General features: G+C 48.9%; 17 protein-coding genes. 7 read left to right on the forward strand and 10 right to left on the reverse strand.

What is annotated here, in order from left to right:
- Window positions 1-48: 48 nt before the first annotated feature.
- The 7 genes from BZK40_RS12960 to BZK40_RS12990 all read right to left on the reverse strand — a co-directional run bounded on the left by BZK40_RS12960 (window position 49) and on the right by BZK40_RS12990 (window position 8,711).
- Window positions 49-1,323 carry a Glu/Leu/Phe/Val family dehydrogenase gene (locus BZK40_RS12960; protein WP_079934758.1) on the reverse strand — a complete coding sequence of 425 codons (1,275 nt, stop codon included), beginning with the start codon at window positions 1,321-1,323 and terminating at the stop codon, window positions 49-51.
- 323 nt (window positions 1,324-1,646) lie between these two features.
- The gene (locus BZK40_RS12965) at window positions 1,647-2,615 is read right to left on the reverse strand and encodes a Csu type fimbrial protein (RefSeq protein WP_057066769.1); all 969 of its coding nucleotides are present in this window, start codon (window positions 2,613-2,615) and stop codon (window positions 1,647-1,649) included.
- A 13-nt stretch (window positions 2,616-2,628) separates the two neighbouring features.
- On the reverse strand, window positions 2,629-4,914 hold the full coding sequence (locus BZK40_RS12970) for a fimbria/pilus outer membrane usher protein (RefSeq protein ID WP_079934759.1): 2,286 nt from the start codon (window positions 4,912-4,914) through the stop codon (window positions 2,629-2,631).
- A 55-nt stretch (window positions 4,915-4,969) separates the two neighbouring features.
- Window positions 4,970-5,692, reverse strand: coding sequence for a fimbrial biogenesis chaperone (locus BZK40_RS12975; RefSeq protein WP_048235238.1), 723 nt, complete (start codon window positions 5,690-5,692; stop codon window positions 4,970-4,972).
- A 14-nt stretch (window positions 5,693-5,706) separates the two neighbouring features.
- Window positions 5,707-6,237 (reverse strand): Csu type fimbrial protein, encoded by a 531-nt coding sequence (locus tag BZK40_RS12980; RefSeq protein ID WP_048235239.1) that lies wholly within the window; start codon window positions 6,235-6,237, stop codon window positions 5,707-5,709.
- Window positions 6,238-6,546: 309 nt separating this feature from the next.
- Window positions 6,547-7,278, reverse strand: coding sequence for a MerR family transcriptional regulator (locus BZK40_RS12985; protein ID WP_079934760.1), 732 nt, complete (start codon window positions 7,276-7,278; stop codon window positions 6,547-6,549).
- A 203-nt stretch (window positions 7,279-7,481) separates the two neighbouring features.
- Window positions 7,482-8,711: a diguanylate phosphodiesterase gene (locus BZK40_RS12990; RefSeq protein ID WP_079934761.1), complete on the reverse strand. Its 1,230-nt coding sequence runs from the start codon at window positions 8,709-8,711 to the stop codon at window positions 7,482-7,484.
- 318 nt (window positions 8,712-9,029) lie between these two features.
- On the opposite strand from BZK40_RS12990, the gene ycgZ reads away from it, so the two are divergent.
- From ycgZ to BZK40_RS13010, 4 genes are all read left to right on the forward strand, one after another.
- Complete coding sequence (ycgZ, locus tag BZK40_RS12995; protein WP_003833500.1) at window positions 9,030-9,266, forward strand: regulatory protein YcgZ; 237 nt, start codon at window positions 9,030-9,032, stop codon at window positions 9,264-9,266.
- 40 nt (window positions 9,267-9,306) lie between these two features.
- Complete coding sequence (locus BZK40_RS13000) at window positions 9,307-9,579, forward strand: hypothetical protein (RefSeq protein ID WP_008784991.1); 273 nt, start codon at window positions 9,307-9,309, stop codon at window positions 9,577-9,579.
- Window positions 9,580-9,613: 34 nt separating this feature from the next.
- Window positions 9,614-9,880, forward strand: coding sequence for a biofilm development regulator YmgB/AriR family protein (locus tag BZK40_RS13005; protein WP_008784990.1), 267 nt, complete (start codon window positions 9,614-9,616; stop codon window positions 9,878-9,880).
- A 133-nt stretch (window positions 9,881-10,013) separates the two neighbouring features.
- Window positions 10,014-10,565, forward strand: a complete 552-nt coding sequence (locus BZK40_RS13010) for a LuxR C-terminal-related transcriptional regulator (protein WP_071446225.1) — start codon at window positions 10,014-10,016, stop codon at window positions 10,563-10,565.
- Window positions 10,566-10,641: 76 nt separating this feature from the next.
- Here BZK40_RS13010 and BZK40_RS13015 read toward each other — a convergent pair whose 3' ends face one another.
- From BZK40_RS13015 to BZK40_RS13025, 3 genes are all read right to left on the reverse strand, one after another.
- Window positions 10,642-11,901 carry an MFS transporter gene (locus tag BZK40_RS13015; RefSeq protein WP_003833490.1) on the reverse strand — a complete coding sequence of 420 codons (1,260 nt, stop codon included), beginning with the start codon at window positions 11,899-11,901 and terminating at the stop codon, window positions 10,642-10,644.
- A 65-nt stretch (window positions 11,902-11,966) separates the two neighbouring features.
- Window positions 11,967-12,914: a PfkB family carbohydrate kinase gene (locus tag BZK40_RS13020; RefSeq protein ID WP_079934762.1), complete on the reverse strand. Its 948-nt coding sequence runs from the start codon at window positions 12,912-12,914 to the stop codon at window positions 11,967-11,969.
- Between the two features lie 30 nt (window positions 12,915-12,944).
- Window positions 12,945-14,381, reverse strand: coding sequence for a glycoside hydrolase family 32 protein (locus BZK40_RS13025; protein WP_079934763.1), 1,437 nt, complete (start codon window positions 14,379-14,381; stop codon window positions 12,945-12,947).
- A gap of 174 nt (window positions 14,382-14,555) precedes the next feature.
- On the opposite strand from BZK40_RS13025, the gene BZK40_RS13030 reads away from it, so the two are divergent.
- The 3 genes from BZK40_RS13030 to BZK40_RS13040 all read left to right on the forward strand — a co-directional run bounded on the left by BZK40_RS13030 (window position 14,556) and on the right by BZK40_RS13040 (window position 18,320).
- Complete coding sequence (locus BZK40_RS13030) at window positions 14,556-15,551, forward strand: LacI family DNA-binding transcriptional regulator (protein WP_079934764.1); 996 nt, start codon at window positions 14,556-14,558, stop codon at window positions 15,549-15,551.
- Between the two features lie 521 nt (window positions 15,552-16,072).
- The gene (locus tag BZK40_RS13035) at window positions 16,073-16,927 is read left to right on the forward strand and encodes an amidohydrolase family protein (RefSeq protein WP_079934765.1); all 855 of its coding nucleotides are present in this window, start codon (window positions 16,073-16,075) and stop codon (window positions 16,925-16,927) included.
- Between the two features lie 13 nt (window positions 16,928-16,940).
- Window positions 16,941-18,320 (forward strand): PTS transporter subunit IIC, encoded by a 1,380-nt coding sequence (locus BZK40_RS13040; protein ID WP_053069329.1) that lies wholly within the window; start codon window positions 16,941-16,943, stop codon window positions 18,318-18,320.
- The last annotated feature ends 10 nt before the right edge of the window (window positions 18,321-18,330 follow it).

Raw genomic sequence — 18,330 nt, forward strand, 5'->3', positions numbered from 1 at the left:
GACTGGCGTTTATCGTCGGTCAAAAACGTTGGTATATCTGCCGTCGTATTAGCCCGGATAAATTCCGCGATCTTTACGTGCCAGCAGAATGCGTTCGCAGGCAACAATGTAGGCTGCGGTACGCAGGGAGCAGGATTTCTCAGCTGCTTTTTCCCATACGTGCACCATCGCATCAGTCATGATTTTGTCCATGCGATTGTTGATCTCTTCTTCACTCCAGAAGAAGCTTGCCATGTCCTGGACCCATTCGAAGTAGCTGACGGTTACGCCGCCTGCATTACATACGACGTCAGGTACCACGATGATACCGCGGCTTGCCAGCATATCATCGGCATCCGGGTAAGTCGGGCCGTTAGCGCCCTCAAGTACCAGTTTGCAGGTCAGCATTTCTGCACGCTGACGGGTAATCTGTCCTTCCAGCGCGGCAGGGATAAGGATATCCATCTCCACGCTCCAGAAGGCTTCGCTGGTGATGGTTTCAGCGCCTGGGAAACCGGCAATCTGTTTGTGCTCTAACTGCCAGGCAGACAGCGCGGTCATGTCGATACCCGTGGAGTTAAACAGCGTTGCGGTGTGATCCTGAATAGCGACGACACGCGCACCCGCTGCGGCGAACAGGCGGGCGGCTTCGCTGCCGACGTTACCGAAACCTTGTACCGCCACGCGAGCGCCTTCAACTTCAATGTTCGCACGACGCGCGACTTCCAGACCGCTGACGAAAACGCCGCGACCGGTGGCTTTATCACGGCCTAACGAGCCGCCGAGGTGAATAGGTTTACCGGTGACCACACTGGTCACGGTGGTGCCGTGGTTCATGGAGTAGGTATCCATCATCCAGGCCATGACTTTTCCGTTCGTACCTACATCCGGCGCAGGAATGTCTTTCTGCGGCCCAATGATAATGCCGATTTCGCTGGTATAACGGCGGGTTAAACGCTCCAGTTCACCTTCAGAAAGTGAGAACGGATCGACGCGCACACCGCCTTTGGCTCCGCCGTACGGCAGGTTCAACGCTGCGCATTTGATGGTCATCCATGCAGACAGGGCCATCACTTCATTAAGATCAACATCAGGATGATAACGCACACCGCCTTTGCCCGGACCGCGGGAGAGGTTATGTTGCACGCGATACCCTTCAAAATGACGGATAGTGCCGTCATCCATCTGCACCGGGATATCGACAATCAGCGCGCGTTTTGGGTGGCGCAGGGTGTCCACCCAATGGGAAAGTTCGCCCAGGTAAGGGGCCACACGCTCGATTTGTTGCAGGTAGGTATTCCAGGCAGATGTGCTGCTATCTGAAGCGTAAGATAACTTATCCATGATAAACCTTAGTTATAAAAGTAATATGTTCTTAATTTGGCCGTGGTATACAGTGAATCTCACCATATAAACCTAAATTTAACATTTTTTTCATGGAACAGCCTGCCTGGCTAACACGGATTATCGGTATGAGTAGTGTGGGTTTTGGCTTGGTGGTGAATAGTTATTCTTTATTTTGGCTTTCATCGCGGTTTTTTTTGCGATTTATGTAGTTTAATATGCATAACTTGTAAAAATCGCAATTTGTCAGATTTATGACGCACCTCTAAAAGTAAATAATATGATAATAAAATGTGTTTGCTTTATTGCTGTTAAGCTGGGCGTCAGTAGGTCACGGCGATGGTGACAGTATCGGCATAGTTGTCTGGCGTGTAGTTTGCGCTGGGAACGGTGGCGTAAACCGGGTAGGTAGTCGTTGTCCCCGTGCCGCTGCCCGCAACGGTATTGAGCGATGTATTGCCCCACACCATACCGGAAGGACCTGGCGTCGAACTAAGCTGGTAGGGGACTTTATCCGTATTTGACCCCGAGCCTGCCATCACGCCGCTGCCTGCCGTATTGCCGTTGGAGGGTTGAAGTCCGATGGTGTAAGGCGTGTTATTGGAACAGGCTACGCCTACGTTATTTGACGCCGTGAGATTACGACCCGTTCCGCTGGTGGGAGCAAAGCTGATGTTAGTCGCGGAGGTGATATTACACTGTTTGCTGACAGCAGCTGTGACGGTGAAAGGAAACCTGGCGGCAACGGTATCACCACAGGTGGTTGGCGGGAAAAGCAATCCGGGATTGAGGGTGACAAGGGCTGTTGCCGTCGTATAGCTATCCTGATAATTTCCGGGGACGGCTGCCGTTTGTGGCGTGACGATCTGCGCCGATACCGTGAGTGAACCCGTCACTGGCGTCAGATTCAGCAGGTTAAGCTGTACCATGGGAAAAGTGGTTCCTGACTGATACTGGCTGCCCCAGACTTTGGTGCGCCCGCTATCCTGGTAAAGCTGGTATGCCAGCGTTCTGGCGGGGTTTCCGCTTAACGACATATTTCGGGTTGTCACCTGGCCACTGACGGCCGAGGCGCCAATATTAAAACAGAGATTGATCCCTGCCAGCACGTCACCAAGCTCTTTGGTGCAAGTGTAACTGAACGTCATTGATGACGTTGCGCCTGTCGCAGACAGTGGATTGACCGAACCTAAATTTATGGGTTGCACATTGCTCACCGAACAGGTTACCGCATGGCTAATTGCCGGACAAAAAAGTACGGCAGCGATGAGTAGCAGATGTCTTAACCTCATGAGCGCACTCCTGTTAGTGTGGGCGACAAACCAGTGGGCCTATTTGCACAATCCCCTTTGCTGACGCGGGATAATCAAATTGCACGCGACAACTACCGGTGTCCGTATCAACGCGCAGCGTGTTGTGCTGCTCAAGAGTGTCGAACCATGTCATTCCATCAAAGCCAACGACAGACGATTGTCCTTTTTCGTTGATGGCGTAAGCCATGCTGCCTTCAGGAATTGGCTTACCCTGATTGTCGACGAGGATAATCTGCGCAGCGCGGACGGGGGTGATGCCAAAGCTAACCAAAGTACCGGAACGATCGGCTGGCGTGGCATTCGTCTCAACGCGTGCGATCCGCATATTGGCAGGGAGATCCATCGGGTCAATACTGATCAGGTTTTTTTGATAACTGTTGAGCGGTGTGACCAGCAGTAGTCCCTGGTCATCGCTGCGACCGATCAGGTTATTTTGCAATTTGACCGGAACATCAGGCACGCCGTCAGTTGAGACGACGGCAAAACCATTATTGATTTCTCTTGCTGCAAACAGGCCGCCTCCCATGGTCACCAGCGATCCGGTTGCGCCTGCATAACCGTAATGGTTATCCGGTAAACGGCTGAAGCCCGCGTACGCTTTACCATAACGTCCCAGATATCCCACTTCGCCCTGGCCACTTTGCCGGGAAGCCTGCTGACTGGCAGCCAGATTCCAGCCCCAGCCGCCGTCGGCAGGGGGCGTCAGGCTGGCGTTGAGCTGGTAACCGGTTTCGTCGTTGGTACGTTGTAGGGTGCTGCTGGCGCTCAGATTGTTGTCGGTCGTGATGGTTACCATCAGATAGAGGCTACGATCGCGGTTGTCGTCAATGTTCTGGTTGAATCCGGCATTCAGTGAGATGTTGTCGGTGAGAGATTTAAACCAGCTGGCATTGGCGTAGCGCACCGCATTTTCGTGTGGATATCGAAGCTGCAAATAGCTCAGGCTGACATTTCCAGCTGCTTCCAGCGAATAACCAATAACCGTGTTGCTGTTGAACGTGGGGGGCGGCTCACCGTAATGGGTGGCGACATCGCGATAATCGCCGGAAGTTGCCGTGGTACTGGTACTGAAATTAAACCGTTCGCCGGACCAACGGTAACCAAAACTGTACAAAAACCCGTTCTTTCCTGAGTCGGTACTTGCGGCAAGTGAGGTCGAAAACGTGCCGCTGCGGGTTCCTGGGATCCAGTCGTTACTGAAGCCCGCGTTAATCAGTCCATCGCTGGTTTCCGCGTGAGTCCCGGCGGTGAACGTATTGCTAAACCCGCGACGCCACGTAGCGCTCAATACCGGTACGCTGGCATAATCAAAAGAGGAGTAACCATAATTTTCGCGTACCGTGCCTAATTCTGCCGACCAGGCGGTTAATCCTTCCCGCAGGAGTTGCTGATCGTTGTAGAACGAGAAATTTTGTACGCTCGTTCTGCCCAACGCATCTGTCATCATCACCTGACCCGTTCCCGCGCCGCTGATGTTAGGCATTGTGTTGATCTGAAAGCTACCTGCGGGGACTTCTCCGTTGTAGTACCTGACGCCGTCGACGTACAGCTCAACGTTTGACGGTAACGTCGCGGATCCCAGATATGCTGGAAGCGGGGTGGTTGGCATATAGGGCTGTAACCCAAAATCGGTGCCTATCTGAATGCCGCCGATTCGCGTCGGTCGGGACCAGATGAGTGAACTAGTCAGGGTATCGCCCACGGTTAACGCCAACATCGAATCAGGAAATGACGTACGCCAGCTGGTGTCGAGGCGCTCAACGCTGTTATCGGCATATTCCTCGGTAGAGTACTGCGTCAACTGAGTGGTGCTGAGCACGCCGGTCGCATTGAAGGCGCGAATTTCGCTGAAGGTATTGATTGCGCTTTCATCCCCCTGTTGCGTATAGATATCATAATTGAGCAGCGCCCCGCGTGATGTTGTTGCCGTTGGCGCGGTTTCGGTGGGCGAGTTAAGCTGCGTGGTCGCAAGATCGAGTGAACTGAGCGGCGCAGTAAGCGAGAGCGTTTGCAACTGAACGTTGTAGTCAATGGTTAGCTGGGGGATATCGTTCAGGCAGACGAAGTTAGTGGCGTCTGGAGCAAAGCGAAAGCCCATTTTACGCAGAGTATCTGCTCCTGCATAAAGCTTTCCATTATCGTAGCCAAAATGAACCAGCCCAACGGGATTCCCATTTAAGGTGACGTCGAGATACAAATCGACTCCCGTAATCTGCGAGGCGCTATTAATAACACCATTTTCGTTCTGGTTATTATTCAGCGTTTGTGCGCAAACCATTCCCGATATTAATACTCCATTGAGAAAGCAATATTTCACCAGAAGCCAGGATCTGTTACAGATCTTGTACTGTTTTTTGGCCATTGATTGTGACTTCAACTTTCCCGCCGTAATGATTATTCCTGGCTGACGGGGAGACTATCCAGCGCATTGTTGATCCGGGTAAAACGTAGCCTAATAGTCCGGGTGTAATGACTTTTTTAGTACCGTCAGGGCTTATAAATGTTGCAGCAGATAACTGTGCATGCCCATTTCCCTGATTACTGACTTCAATAAATTTTTTGCCATCCAGCTGCTGTAATTTCCATTGCAGTTTTGCCTGCGTTTGTGCCGCTGATGTTGGTTGAATGAAAACGGGAACAGAATAATGCAGCACAAACTGAAGCTTGTTTTTTTCTACTTTTGCAGGCGGTAACTCATCTATCGACAAACGATAAGCATCTTCGGCATGTGCCGAGGGAGGGCTTGTACGAATAACGCGTATCAGCTGTCGTTCTCCAGGGGCCAATGCCAACATCGGCGGGCTAATCACCAGCCCCTGAGAGGGGGAGAGTTTGTCGTCATAAGCGCTTTGACTCCAGCGAAAAACCCGAACCTGGGCATTGAGCACATTTTCACCCGCGTTACTCAGCCAGATACCATCGGCATTTTGCGTCGCTTGCAACGTTAACGTGACCGGGGCTATTTGCAGTCCGCTGGCGGTGGCAAGATTGATGCTCGCAACCATCCCTAGCAGGCATGCGCAGGCACACTGCTTTACAGGCAGTTTTACTCTCATATGGCTTCCTGAAGTTAGTAGTTAACGTTAACCGTTACCGTGTCGGCATAGTTGTCAGGCGTGAAGTTGGCGTTCGGTGCGGTGGCATAAACGGTAAAAGTCTGCGCCAGCCCAGTTCCGGTTGCCGCAACGCCGTTTCCTGGTTCGGTAGTGGTGGCAGTATTCCCCCAAACCGGGCCTGTTGCTGATGTTTGATTGAGTTGATAGGGCACTTTGTCGGTATTCGTCGCCGAATTAGCCACTGAGGACATCGCCCCGGCGCCGAGGGCATTACCGCCGTTAGCCGTTGAAGGCGCGAGGCCAATAAAATAGGGCGTCGTCTTTGAACAGTTGACAGAAATCGTGTTGTTTCCACTCGTGTTAGTTGCCGTAGTATTGACGGGCCCAAGCGTAATATTTGAAGCTGAACCGGCAGTCACGGTACAGGCCTTTTGAATCGTCATCAGCACCTGAAATGTTCCGTTAACGGTTGCTGCATTTGCCACAGAAATAATGGAAAAGGCGCAGCAACAAAGAATTAAGCGTTTGTCTAAGACTAGAGCCATATCCTTTACCTTTTTCAAATAACCACATTTATTACTTTAGAAAAACAATAATGTGGCACAAGAAGACATAATTTAACCCTAGAATAAGTATTAGACGTACGCCAGTTGATCTAATGAATTTTACTTAGGAAAAAGGTGATGTCGTCTGCAAAAAAATAATACCAATGGGTTAGTATATTGTTTTATTTTTATGCTATGGCCGGGGTTAAGTCAGGAGGATAGAGGGCAACATATTCCTTGGGTGGTACTAAAAATAACCAGCCAAAAAATGAGAGTTGTATGATTTATCTTACACGTATTACGTGTAGGTTACGGGCTGTGGAAAATGACCTTATAACCTTGTTCATTCCAGTGTTGGAGCAGTTCATTTTGTCTGCGGGTTGGCGTAATACCGGTCCAGACAAAAAGGGTTTGCCCAGGGAAAAGTTCAGGTCTTGGCGATTCAATGGGTTCAGCCAGAACGGCAATATGCCAACCAGATTGCGATAAGCGCCAGGCTTCGAGCCACAGACGGGTTCTGTCTTCAACATCCCAGGCCATCAGGAGGGCATCCTTTCCTGACTTGCGCCGCGTTTCAGACAGCAGTGTGGCAACATATTCAATCAATGCGCCATCAAGCATGCTGTTCATTATGCGGGATGTATTATGGTCAAGTATCAGCCGTTGACGTACGGGAAGATAAACGTGATCGATCAGCGCATCTACGGGGTGAACGCGACCGAGTGCGGTAATTTTGGCTCGCAGCTTCGGCGGATGCGCCATGCGAAGAATGCTCATCATCTCTTCTTGTAATTGATTCCAGTCGTCGTCAGCATGACGGGTACTGGTTTCCAGCAATGCCTTAACTTTCCCAACAGGTATGCCATTGCTAATCCAACGTTTTATTTCTTCAATACGCTGAATATCTTCTTCATCAAAGAGTCGGTGGCCACCTTCACTGCGTTGAGGTTTGAGTAAACCGTAACGTCGTTGCCATGCCCGAAGGGTGACAGGATTTATCCCGCAACGTTCTGCGACATCCCCAATGCTGTAATAAGCCATAGTTCCCCCGGACACTCCTGATTCTCCGTCACCGATATGCGGTTCCTGTTACTTTGTACAACATGCATCAAATTGTACAAAACATACAGAGGATTCTAGCAAAATTAAGATTTACTTTACTATCACGCAGGGAGTAAATGCTGAATTTTTATGTTCAGCATGAGGGCGGTTGTTTTGATTGTTTATTTATAACAATGCGTTAGTTATTTTGACGCTGAGAAATCATTTTTCTCTGGCCATGCAACAGACGGAATACCATTCAGGCAGGCTTGTGCAAAAAGGTTACCCTGGAAGATTTCAATACCTGCGGACTCAAGCCACATCCACTCTTCAGGTTTTTCAACGCCGACTGCGGAAATCATGATTTCCAGTGAAGTGCAACATTTGATAATTGCCTGAATGATGGCCTGTCTTGGTCCACTTTTATGCACATCCGTGATCAGCTCGCGGCTTATCTTAATTCGGTCGGGTTGAAAACGAGACAGAAGCTGAAGCCCGGCAAAACCTGCCCCAAAATGATCTATCGCCACACAGATCCCCGCAGCCTTGAGTGACTTTACGGCCTGCGCGAACGTATCAAAGCGCGATATAACTTCGCTTTCGGTAAACTCTACAATGATTTGTTCAGGCACCAGTCCGTGCGCCGCGATTTCGTTTATCAGAAAGCTGACTGCATCGGGTTTGTTTACCAGGGTCATGGGGAGCAGATTGACTGACAGCATTTTGTCGTTAAGTCCCAGCGCGCTTGCCATTGCAAAAGCAGTCTTTTTGCTCTGCAGATCGGCGGTATACAGTTCTTCAGGATTTAAGTTGCCAAAATAAGTTGCGGGCGTTTCACCGTCTCTACCACGAATAAGTGCTTCCAGAGCAATGACGCGCTGCGACATAGGATCGATAATGGGTTGAAAAGCAAAGCTGAAATCGATATTGGACGGGAGTGTGCTTTCATCCAGGAGAGTACAAGAGTTGTCGGCAATAAAACTCCAGTAATCAGGCGCAGGTATTTCAAAATAACTCGATTTTTCCGTCGCAAGGACAAATGTGCGGAAAAACTGTAATGCCCGGTCATCATAGGTGAGCTGAAATTTTGATGTTCCCTTGTTAAGTACCGCTTGCAGGACGTCATTGCGTTCATGTTTTTGTAAATCAAATAACTCCATTCCCACCTTTCCGAATCTTCTCGCAGGCGCGTAATCACACATCAGCTCAACGATATTGTGGTGCCGTGGATCGTTACATATACAACGATAAATCTCTTTTACCTGCACCTCAGGTCCTTCAAGCAGTTGGAAAAAGTGGCGGCCATTAAAGAGTAAAATCCCCGTAACATCGGATCGCCGGTTTTTTAGATTTGCGACTGTCACCATATCCTCAAGCGCTTTGAGGGGGGCGTCATCACGTAGATGGCTACGGTAAATAATGGTCGTGAGCATGGACAGTCCGGGATCAAGGGAAGGGAAGAGATATGGACAGTATCAAACAAACCAGCTTATGTCCTGATTTTAATACATTATTCTAACTTTATTTTTACAAACAAAGGCCCTTAAAAAGATCGAATTCATTCGTTAAACGAAGTGGATTGTACAACTGAATTTGATTTTATGTAGTTTGATATTTGGCTAAATTACTGATTATATTGATTTAGCACTTTTTGACAAAAATTGATGGTTCGCGTTGTACACATTTTTGGTACAACTTTGCTACTGTTATAAAACTTAATATTCACCAGCATTTTGTTACAGGAGCATGACATGCAGCAGCATACCGTTCGCACTGATACTGCAAGCGCGATTTCTCGTTACTTTGCGAAGGCGCATCTGCCAACTCAACAGGAAACATTGGGAGAAATCGTCACTGAGATACTCAAGGATGGACGAAATCTGAACCGCAAATCACTTTGCACCAAGCTTCTGTGTCGTCTTGAAAAAGCATCCGGGGAGAAAGAACAGAAACATTACAATGCGTTAATTGGCCTGCTTTTTGAGTAAAATAAACCCCTTACTTATAGGGGTAAGTAGTGAAGGAGTTATGAAGAAAACTGATAGTGAACGCCTGAAACATGAAATTACAGGTTTGGCTGTGCTAGAAATTTTGCGAATGCATACAGACGTTTCGTTAGCTGCAGTGATTAAGCAATTGCGACTTATGCAGGCCAGTGAAATAGATGGCACACGCAAGCAATTAATTGACAGCGTTATCAATGATTTTACAAACATTAATCCGGGGAAGATAAGTAGAAAACCGGATAAAACCAGAGATGAGAGTGCTTTCAGTGCCAGCAAAAACCCTAAATTACATTAAAGATAATCTTCCAGACTATACAAGCGAGGTTACCATGCTTCATGAAATTAATGTCCACAGTGTAATGACGGATAAAGCTTTATCAAGTTACTTCCATAATGCAGGTGAGCTATTAGCAGATGAGTCTGTGGTATTGGGACAGGCGGTAACAAATGTAATTCTGGCAGGTGATAATGTTAATAATAAAAACATCATTTTAAGCCTGATTAGTTCTCTGGAATCAACAGTTGATGTTGTCCAGGCAGATGTTATCAGAAAAACCCTGGAAATAGTGCTGCGCTACACAGCTGACGACGTCTAAAAAGTCTTCATATTAATATAATATGTACAGTACCTTTGTTATATGCTGAAAGCACTCATGCTGAGCATTTTTTTGATTAAGACTATACATAGCACCCTCTCTAGAACAATTGTGATTTTTCATTGAGGCCATAATGATGAACATCGTTCAGGAACACACTGGAAACGCAGAGTTATGGATTGATGATATTTTTATCAGGCAAGGGCTAAAGAATATTCTTGCAGATATTGTTTTCGAAGATGATAAGACGCATCTGGTTTTTTTCACCGCCAATCACTTTGAGGCGGTAAAAAGGCAAAATTACGATCTGAAAACGCATCGTCTGGTACTGCTGATTGATGGTCATCTGTACAGATATCTCAATGATTTATCACTTTACAGACTGCCAATAGATGTTAGCGTTGCCACATTCAAACAATTTATTATTGATATTACTCGTTCTGGCGGTATACACGACAATCAGTCAGAACTAAATATTTCGCTGACTGCGCGAGATAAATATATTCTAACGCAGTTAGGAGAAGGTCGAACTATTTTTGAGATATCCGCCTTGTTAAATCTACATTTGAAAACGATTTACCAGGCCAGGCAGAATCTGATCAAGAAGCTTGGTTGTTCTGGGCTGATTGATTTTCAGGGAATACTGCGAGCGAAAATATTCCGCAACTGGCTGGAACATGCCTGAATAAATCGACAGTTCGTACTTACTTTTGGGGGAAACGACAGGGCCAATGGCCCTGTCCGATATATTTTAAACTTCGCTACTCTGTCACCAGTTCATTTCCCATCTTCTGCTGATGATGTTTTTTGCTCAACGAGAAGTAGCCAAATATTAGCGTTATTACCACAATGCTGGCCATAATCAGGAAGATTTCCTGATAGCCCACTTTATCAAACAACTTACCGACAGGCAGTGACAGCACGATAATGCCAATGGAACTGGCGATATTGAAGCCAATAAGATATATCGTTGATGACAGGCGTTTATCAAAATTTGCTACGCTGAATTTAAACACTGAAATAACAAACAGTGGGACTTCCAGCGCATGAAGCATTTTAATCAAGGAGATAATATAGATATCGGTGAACAGTGCTGAACCCAGGATTCGACAGGTCATGATTGTGCCACCCAGCAGCAATGCGGATTTAGGCCCGATGCGGTTAATCAGGAATGGAACCAGCGCCATACCGACGGCTTCCATAAAGACCTGTACCGAGTTGAGGTAGCCGTATACGCGTGGTGCCAGTTCGGGATCGTCAAATAAGCTGGCGTAAAACACCGGGAACATCTGCTGATCGTAGATGCTATAGAACGACCAGGTACCGACGACAAAGATGACGAAAAACCAGAACTGCGTATCTTTGAAGATAGTGAGAAAATCATTTCGGGTCAGCGCGTCAGGTTCAGGAGAACGCGTTTTTACAGAAGATGGGGCGGGTGAGTTGGTTTTGAACAACACGTTAATCAACAGGAATAACACCCCCATTACCGATACGCACCAGAAGTTAATGTGTGGGTTGATGCTGAAGAAGATACCGCCAACAAATGTCCCTGCGGCGTAGCCAAGCGATCCCCACAAGCGGGCGGTGCCGAATTCAAAGTTGAATTTGCGGCTCACTTTTTCGACGAAGCTTTCTACCAGACCACAACCCGCGAGGTAGCCAAGGCCAAAGAAAATGGCTCCCAGCGCCATACCAAGTTTGAAGTTGGAGGTCAGCAGCGGTTCGTAAACATAAATCAGGAACGGGCCGCTGAGCGTGATGACTATCCCCATCAGCCAGATAAGGTGTTTACGGGTTCCGAGCTTATCCTGCAGAAAACCGTAGACCAGCATAAACAGCATGCTAAAGAACTGGTTTACGGCATACAGCATTCCCAGCTCCGTTCCGGACAGGCCAAGTTTATTTTTTAGCCATATCGCATAAAAAGACCACCACAACGACCAGGCGGCAAAGAAAAAAAGCAGATACCCGGACGAGTACCGATATTTGTCATTACTGAACGGCATATTTATCTTCATGATTTTTCCAATCCAGATCAGGTCATTGTAAGGTCTTTCTGATACGACGTAACGAGTGCGCTTTATTACGGGGTAATCGTCCTCCGTAGCGACGGTTGTGACTGAATAAAGCTGCTCAGGTGTTGGTTGTCGGGAAACGCGCTTAGCGCGCCACGCCGGGTGGTCGCCAGAGCACCACAAGCGCTGGCCTGCTCGATAAGTGGAAGTAGCGTTGACGTCGATTTGGGCCAGCCTTCCTCGGCGAGTGCCGCCAGCAACCCGGCCATAAAGGCATCACCGGCGCCAGTGGTATCAATACTTTCGACGTTATAGCCGCTTAAAGTTAGCCTGCTGTTTTGCCAGAAAGCGATAGCGCCGTCGGCACCGCGGGTGACGATTTTCAGGCGTGCAGGAAAATCAACCAGACGTTCGCAGGCGCTACTGAGACAGTTGGTCTGCGTTAGCCACAGCAGTTCTTCTTCCGACATCTTCAGAATGTCGCTCTGCCGGGCAAACTCGTTGACAAGGTCAAACATCTGCATCTCGTTGCTCCACATCTGCGGACGCAGATTGATGTCAAAGCTCAGAGTGCCGCCGGTCTGTCGCAATGCGGCCATAGCCTGGGCGAGGGTGGCGCGGCAGTCAGGGGCAACCAGCGCCAGCGAGCAGAAGTGCAGAATATCGGCGCCAAAGTCGGGCAGGCTCGCCGGGCTGAGAAATTGATCGGCAGACGGATTGACCAAAAACTCAAACTGCCGCTCGCCGTTGGGAGCCAGTGAAACCAGTACGGTACTGGTGTGCTGATGTGCATCAAACTCCAGACTTCCTGTATCCACCAGCGCTGTTTCCAGCGTCTGATGCAGAAAGCGACCAAAAGTGTCATTGCCCACACGGCCAATAAAACCGCTGGCGCGGCCAAGGCGAGCCACGCCGATTGCCACATTGAAGGGAGCGCCTCCCGCGCAGGCTTCAAACTGCATATTGTCGCGCGGCAATAAATCCACCACAGCGTCTCCGAGCGTCCAGATAGTCATTATTTTTCCCCAAAGCAGTAGGACGGGTGTTTATTTGGCGCTGAGCGGCCAGGCATGCCCTTGATTAAAAATGGCGCGTCCGTTCAGGCTGAATAAGGTCAGTTGGCGATCGTCCGGTTCAGGATAAATACGACTGCTAAGGGTATATTCACCGTGATTGACAAATACCTCTACCGAGGAGCTGTCGATAAATAAGCGCAGATCCAGCCGGTCACCAACTGGCAGCGGCACGCTGCGATAACCAGAGAGACTATGCTGCGGGTAGCGGCGATCCAGCACCAGACGCTGTGCCTGAGCATCGACGTAGACCCGTAGTCCATCACCCAGCGCGACACCATATTCTTCAGCACTGCTGCGGGCGATATCGATGCTCAGTTCGACTTCAATAGCGTGCGCCTGCTCCTCTACCATCAGGGTGCGATTGTGCAGTTCGCTGACCGGCCAGACATGAAGCTCACCGCGTAATAATTCCAGCTCTTTCACCGGGTTCATACGCAGCCGCTGATCGGTATCGAGCGTCACCTCGCGGGGGAGGGTAAGCATGCCCGCCCAGCCGTCGGCTTGTTCTGGCATTGGCGATTCCCACATCGACAGCCAGCCAATCACGATGCGGCGCCCATCCGGGGTGGTAAATGACTGGGGGGCGTAAAAATCATGCCCGTGATCCATCTCCTGGAAGGCGTGGGTGACGTGAAAATGGAGATTATCCTGCCATTCGCCGACCATATAGCCGCTCTGGAACAGGTTACGGCAATCGTATCCGTCTGCGGCGATGCCCTGAGGCGAGAACATGAAGACGAGCTTATCGTTGAGTGGGAAGAGGTCTGGGCACTCCCACATGTAGCCCATGCCGTCATCGGCCCTGCCGAGCGTGCTGGCAAACTGCCAGTGCTGTAGATCTTGCGAGCGATAGAGCTGCACTTCGCCCACGTCATCGACCCGGGCGCCCACCACCATGTACCAGTTGTCTCCCTCTTGCCAGACTTTCGGATCGCGAAAATGGTGTACACCTCGCGGGGTATCCAGAATCATACCCTGGCGTTCAAAGTGAATCCCGTCGGTGCTGGTGGCCAGGCACTGTACCTGATACAGGTTTTCCTCTTTCGCCTCGCCGTCAAACTTATGTCCGGTGTAGATCAGAGCCAGCTTATTGCCTTCAACCACCGCTGAACCGGAAAAACAGCCGTCTTTATCTTCCGGCCCTTCTGGTGCCAGTGCGATGGGTAAGTGCTCCCAGTTCACCATATCGCGGCTGCGCGCATGGCCCCAGTGCATTGGTCCCCAGACCGGCTGCCACGGATAGTGCTGATAGAACGCATGGTAGTAACCATCGAACCAGGACAGACCGTTGGGATCATTCATCCAACCCGCCGGTGGCGCCAGGTGATAGCGTGGATACCAGCGCGGGTTTATAAGGTCTTTCTGCTGGCTTAAGGCTTCGTTGGCTTTGGAAAGTAGTGACGTCATTTGCTTGTCCCTGTAAGTGAATTGTCCAAAAGATAACGTTAACATTCTCGGTTTTCTCGCAGATTTGATGGTAATATCGATGTTAATCACAAAAGTTAACGTTAACATTTTGCAGGTGTTATCGAGATCGCATTTTTAGACCCCGGCAAAGTGAACACCGGCGAAGGAGAGGGTATGGCATCTTTAAAGGATGTGGCGCAGCGGGCTAACGTCTCGTTAATGACCGTATCGCGGGCGATTAACGAGCCCGAACGGCTACGGCCTGAAACCTATAAAAAGGTGATGGAAGCGGTAGATGCGCTGGGGTATGTCTCCGATCTCTCCGCTAAAAAAATTCGTGGTGCGAAAACCACGGCTAACACGATTGGGGTGCTGGCGTTGGACACCATGACTACGCCATTTTCCGTGGAGATAACGCTCTCTATCGAAGAGACCGCGCGGGCACACGGTTGGAATAGCTTTGTGGTGAATATGTTCAGCAATGACAAGCCAGAGAAAATGGTTGATCTGCTGCTGGCGCATCGTCCGGACGGTATTATCTACACCGCGATGGGGCTGCGCCAGGTACCGGTACCGGAAAAGCTGCATAAGTATCGCTGCGTGCTGGCGAACTGTGAAAGCACAAGCGGCCCTTTCCCCACCTATATTCCCGATGATGAACAAGGGCAATATCTTGGCGTGAAAGCGCTGCTGGCCGCAGGCTATCGTCAACTGCTGTGCATCCACCTGCCGAAAGGAATTGTGGCGACCGATCGCCGTCGGGCGGGAATGGAGAGGGCTTGTCGTGAAGCGGGTGTCGACCCTGATGCAATGTTCCACCACTATCTTCCGCCGGGGGAGCGCCACCATATTGATGCGGCGGAGATTGCCGGGCATTACCTGAGCGGCGCGCGCCCGATGTTCGATGCGGTGGTGTGCGGTAACGACCGCGTGGCTTTTGTTATTTACCAGCTCTTGCTGGGGCGAGGGCTGCGCATTCCGCAGGACGTCGCTGTGCTGGGCTATGACAATATGGTGGGCACCGGCGAGCTATTTTTGCCGCCGCTATCAACGGTACAGCTGCCGCACTATGAAATCGGTCGTCTTAGCGCGCTGCATCTTATCCAGGGGCTCGATCACCGGGATACCGTGCGGGTAGACAGCCCCTGGCTTCCGCGCGCCTCAATATGATTAACCTAACTGCTTCGTTTCATCAACCGGAGGGATGTGTGAATTATGTGGGGGTATCGCTAATTTTCTGGTGGATGTTACAAAACTGAAACGTGGGGGGACTGTTAAGTCACTGTTTAGCGCGCAAGGCTCAAAGTTGGGGCGTGTATTAAACTTTCGTCGTAATTTAGGGTTTCAATAAAATAACCGTTATTTATTAATGTTAACGTATCAATACATCGTAACTTACGAAACGTTTAGATTTTAGTTCGTACTTACCCATCCATAGCTCTTCTCTGCTCATTCTGCTTCTGTAATTTCAGCGGGACGTACAAGCGTCCACCACATTAACCACATGCAATAGTTCAGCCAGTGACATCGGATTCTACGGCGGTTATAGGCTTTTACGTCCCTTTTTTAGCCTACAGATAAACCGTGAAAATTGTGATCCCGTACTCAGATAGTGCATTCCGTGGTTGCCTTTTAACCACAGACTTTTATTGTATTCTCATTGTATACAATTAAAATACAGGAGATTGAGCATGAAAGTGATTGATACCCATAACCATGTTTGGCATTGCCAGGGAGAACATTTTGCCTGGATCACAGACGATCTGGCGGCAATTCGCCGTGATTTTCTTATTGACGATTTGCAGGCCGTATTGGCTGAAAACCACATCGAAGGCGCCATTTTAGTACAAGCCATCCCTTCAATTGAGGAGACCGAATGGCTGCTGGAAATAGCTGAGCATCACGATGAAGTAAAAGGTGTTGTGGGATGGGTGGATATAAACCGCGGGGCTGGGATCGCAGAGGATTTGCAGAGACTGCAGAGAAAATCCCGCTATCTGAAAGGGATCCGCTATATGTCTCAGGGCTTGCCTGAGAGCCATTTAGTGACCCCGCAATTTATCCAGGGGGTACGTTGCGTTGGAGAGCAGGGGCTGGTGTATGAACTGCTGGTTACGCACCAACAGCTGAAGGCGGCAAGCCAGCTTATCTCTGCTTGTCCGGAAGTGACCTTTGTTATCGAACATGCGGCAAAACCCGCAGTTCGCGACGGAGAAATTACCCGCTGGCGTGAACAGTTAATGTTGATTGGTGAGGCTTACAGCAATGTTTTTTGCAAACTATCAGGCCTGGTCACGGAAGCAGATTATGCCCGCTGGACGGGACCTGAGCAGGCGAGCCAGGAGCTTGAACCTTATTTTAGCTCGGTTTTTGCGGCATTTGGTGATGAGCGAGTGATGTATGGATCTGACTGGCCTGTTTCTCTACTGGCGTTACCGTACGCCGACACTTTAGGGCTTTATCTGAACTACCTGCAATCTCACCAGGCTCTTTCCAGCGATAACTTTTTTTATCGCGTGGCAGAGAAGGTTTACTCATTAAAGTAACAGGGGGGCACTTATGGAAGTCGTTCAATATATCCTCGGATTTGGCCCGGCAGTGGTCATTCCAATGATTATGTTTTTATTTGCCGTGCTATTTGGCGCGAAACTTGCCGATGCGGCGAAAAATGCAATGACGGTAGGTATTGGTTTTCTCGGTCTTTCGTTGCTGATCGGTTTTATGGTGACATCACTCAGCAGTTCGACAGAAGCGATGGTAAAAAACCTCAATCTTCATTATGAAGTATTGGATCTGGGCTGGCCGTTAATTAGCGCCTTCAGTCTGGCTGCGCTTTCTCTACCGATTGTTTATGCGTTATGTTTTGCCACTAATTTGTTGATGATTTCAACCAATACCACCAAAACCCTTAACGTTGATTTTTGGAATTACTGGCACTTTGTATTTGCCGGAATCATCGTTGAACAGGTGACGGGTTCATTTTGGATGGGAATCTTTGCTAGTTGGATCACATTTATTATTACGCTAAAAATCGCCGATTACATTGCCCCACATGTGCAGAAATTCTGTGACACGCCAAACGTGACCATTACTCAGGCGGAGATCGTCGCATGGGCCCCGCTGGCATTTTTAATGGACCGTGTAATTGATCGCATTCCGTTGATTAACAAAATTGACCTTAATCTCAGCAAAATTGAAGCCAAACTAGGGTTTTTTGGTAGTCCGTTAGCGATGGGGGCCATTCTTGGGGTGATCATCGGTATGCTTGGTGCGCTACCGTTCAGCGATATTATTAAGAGTGGAATGAATTTTGCTGCGGTCATGGTGTTATTACCGACGATGGCGGGAGTGCTGGTCAGTGGTCTGGTACCGATTACTGAAATTGCTTCTGAATGGGTAAAGAAACGTTTTCCAACAAAGTCACTTTATTTTGGTATCAGCGGTGAAATTGCTTTTAAAAATCCTGCGGTATTGTCTGTAGGTATTTTGATGGTGCCACTCACGATCCTGATTAGTACTATTTTGCCTTTTAATACCATGATGCCATTCGCCGATATTCCTTATCTGCCGATATTTGTTGTCTTTGGCACGGTTGCATGCAACGGAAACATGTTCCGCGGATTAATTAATGGCATTGTCATCGTGTGTGGGATCCTGTGGTTTGGTTCGGATCTCGCGGTTGTGTCGCAGGCTTTGGCCGAAAAGGCGCAACTGAATGTGCCAAAAGAGATGATGGCCTCATCAATTGATGGTGGCTCACACGCTATATCTTATATCTTCTACAAAATGTTCGAGCTGTTAAAAGGAATGAATCCTGCACTCTTGTGTCTTTTTTCTATCGTAGTGACTGGGATTATTATTTATGTGCTGAAGTTGATTTTTAATATTAATAATAAATCAACGACCGCGGCCTCATTAACTGCTAACAAAGTTGACTAAGAATACTGAT

Origin of the sequence: Citrobacter portucalensis, assembly GCF_002042885.1 — a bacterium.
Classification (GTDB): domain Bacteria; phylum Pseudomonadota; class Gammaproteobacteria; order Enterobacterales; family Enterobacteriaceae; genus Citrobacter; species Citrobacter portucalensis.

What these genes read in the sequence shown, in the direction of transcription:
- BZK40_RS12960 (WP_079934758.1), bottom strand. Translation starts at nt 1,323, where the DNA reads ATGGATAAGTTATCTTACGCTTCAGATAGCAGCACATCTGCCTGGAAT.
- BZK40_RS12965 (WP_057066769.1), bottom strand. Translation starts at nt 2,615, where the DNA reads ATGAGGTTAAGACATCTGCTACTCATCGCTGCCGTACTTTTTTGTCCG.
- BZK40_RS12970 (WP_079934759.1), bottom strand. Translation starts at nt 4,914, where the DNA reads ATGGTTTGCGCACAAACGCTGAATAATAACCAGAACGAAAATGGTGTT.
- BZK40_RS12975 (WP_048235238.1), bottom strand. Translation starts at nt 5,692, where the DNA reads ATGAGAGTAAAACTGCCTGTAAAGCAGTGTGCCTGCGCATGCCTGCTA.
- BZK40_RS12980 (WP_048235239.1), bottom strand. Translation starts at nt 6,237, where the DNA reads ATGGCTCTAGTCTTAGACAAACGCTTAATTCTTTGTTGCTGCGCCTTT.
- BZK40_RS12985 (WP_079934760.1), bottom strand. Translation starts at nt 7,278, where the DNA reads ATGGCTTATTACAGCATTGGGGATGTCGCAGAACGTTGCGGGATAAAT.
- BZK40_RS12990 (WP_079934761.1), bottom strand. Translation starts at nt 8,711, where the DNA reads ATGCTCACGACCATTATTTACCGTAGCCATCTACGTGATGACGCCCCC.
- ycgZ (WP_003833500.1), top strand. Translation starts at nt 9,030, where the DNA reads ATGCAGCAGCATACCGTTCGCACTGATACTGCAAGCGCGATTTCTCGT.
- BZK40_RS13000 (WP_008784991.1), top strand. Translation starts at nt 9,307, where the DNA reads ATGAAGAAAACTGATAGTGAACGCCTGAAACATGAAATTACAGGTTTG.
- BZK40_RS13005 (WP_008784990.1), top strand. Translation starts at nt 9,614, where the DNA reads ATGCTTCATGAAATTAATGTCCACAGTGTAATGACGGATAAAGCTTTA.
- BZK40_RS13010 (WP_071446225.1), top strand. Translation starts at nt 10,014, where the DNA reads ATGATGAACATCGTTCAGGAACACACTGGAAACGCAGAGTTATGGATT.
- BZK40_RS13015 (WP_003833490.1), bottom strand. Translation starts at nt 11,901, where the DNA reads ATGAAGATAAATATGCCGTTCAGTAATGACAAATATCGGTACTCGTCC.
- BZK40_RS13020 (WP_079934762.1), bottom strand. Translation starts at nt 12,914, where the DNA reads ATGACTATCTGGACGCTCGGAGACGCTGTGGTGGATTTATTGCCGCGC.
- BZK40_RS13025 (WP_079934763.1), bottom strand. Translation starts at nt 14,381, where the DNA reads ATGACGTCACTACTTTCCAAAGCCAACGAAGCCTTAAGCCAGCAGAAA.
- BZK40_RS13030 (WP_079934764.1), top strand. Translation starts at nt 14,556, where the DNA reads ATGGCATCTTTAAAGGATGTGGCGCAGCGGGCTAACGTCTCGTTAATG.
- BZK40_RS13035 (WP_079934765.1), top strand. Translation starts at nt 16,073, where the DNA reads ATGAAAGTGATTGATACCCATAACCATGTTTGGCATTGCCAGGGAGAA.
- BZK40_RS13040 (WP_053069329.1), top strand. Translation starts at nt 16,941, where the DNA reads ATGGAAGTCGTTCAATATATCCTCGGATTTGGCCCGGCAGTGGTCATT.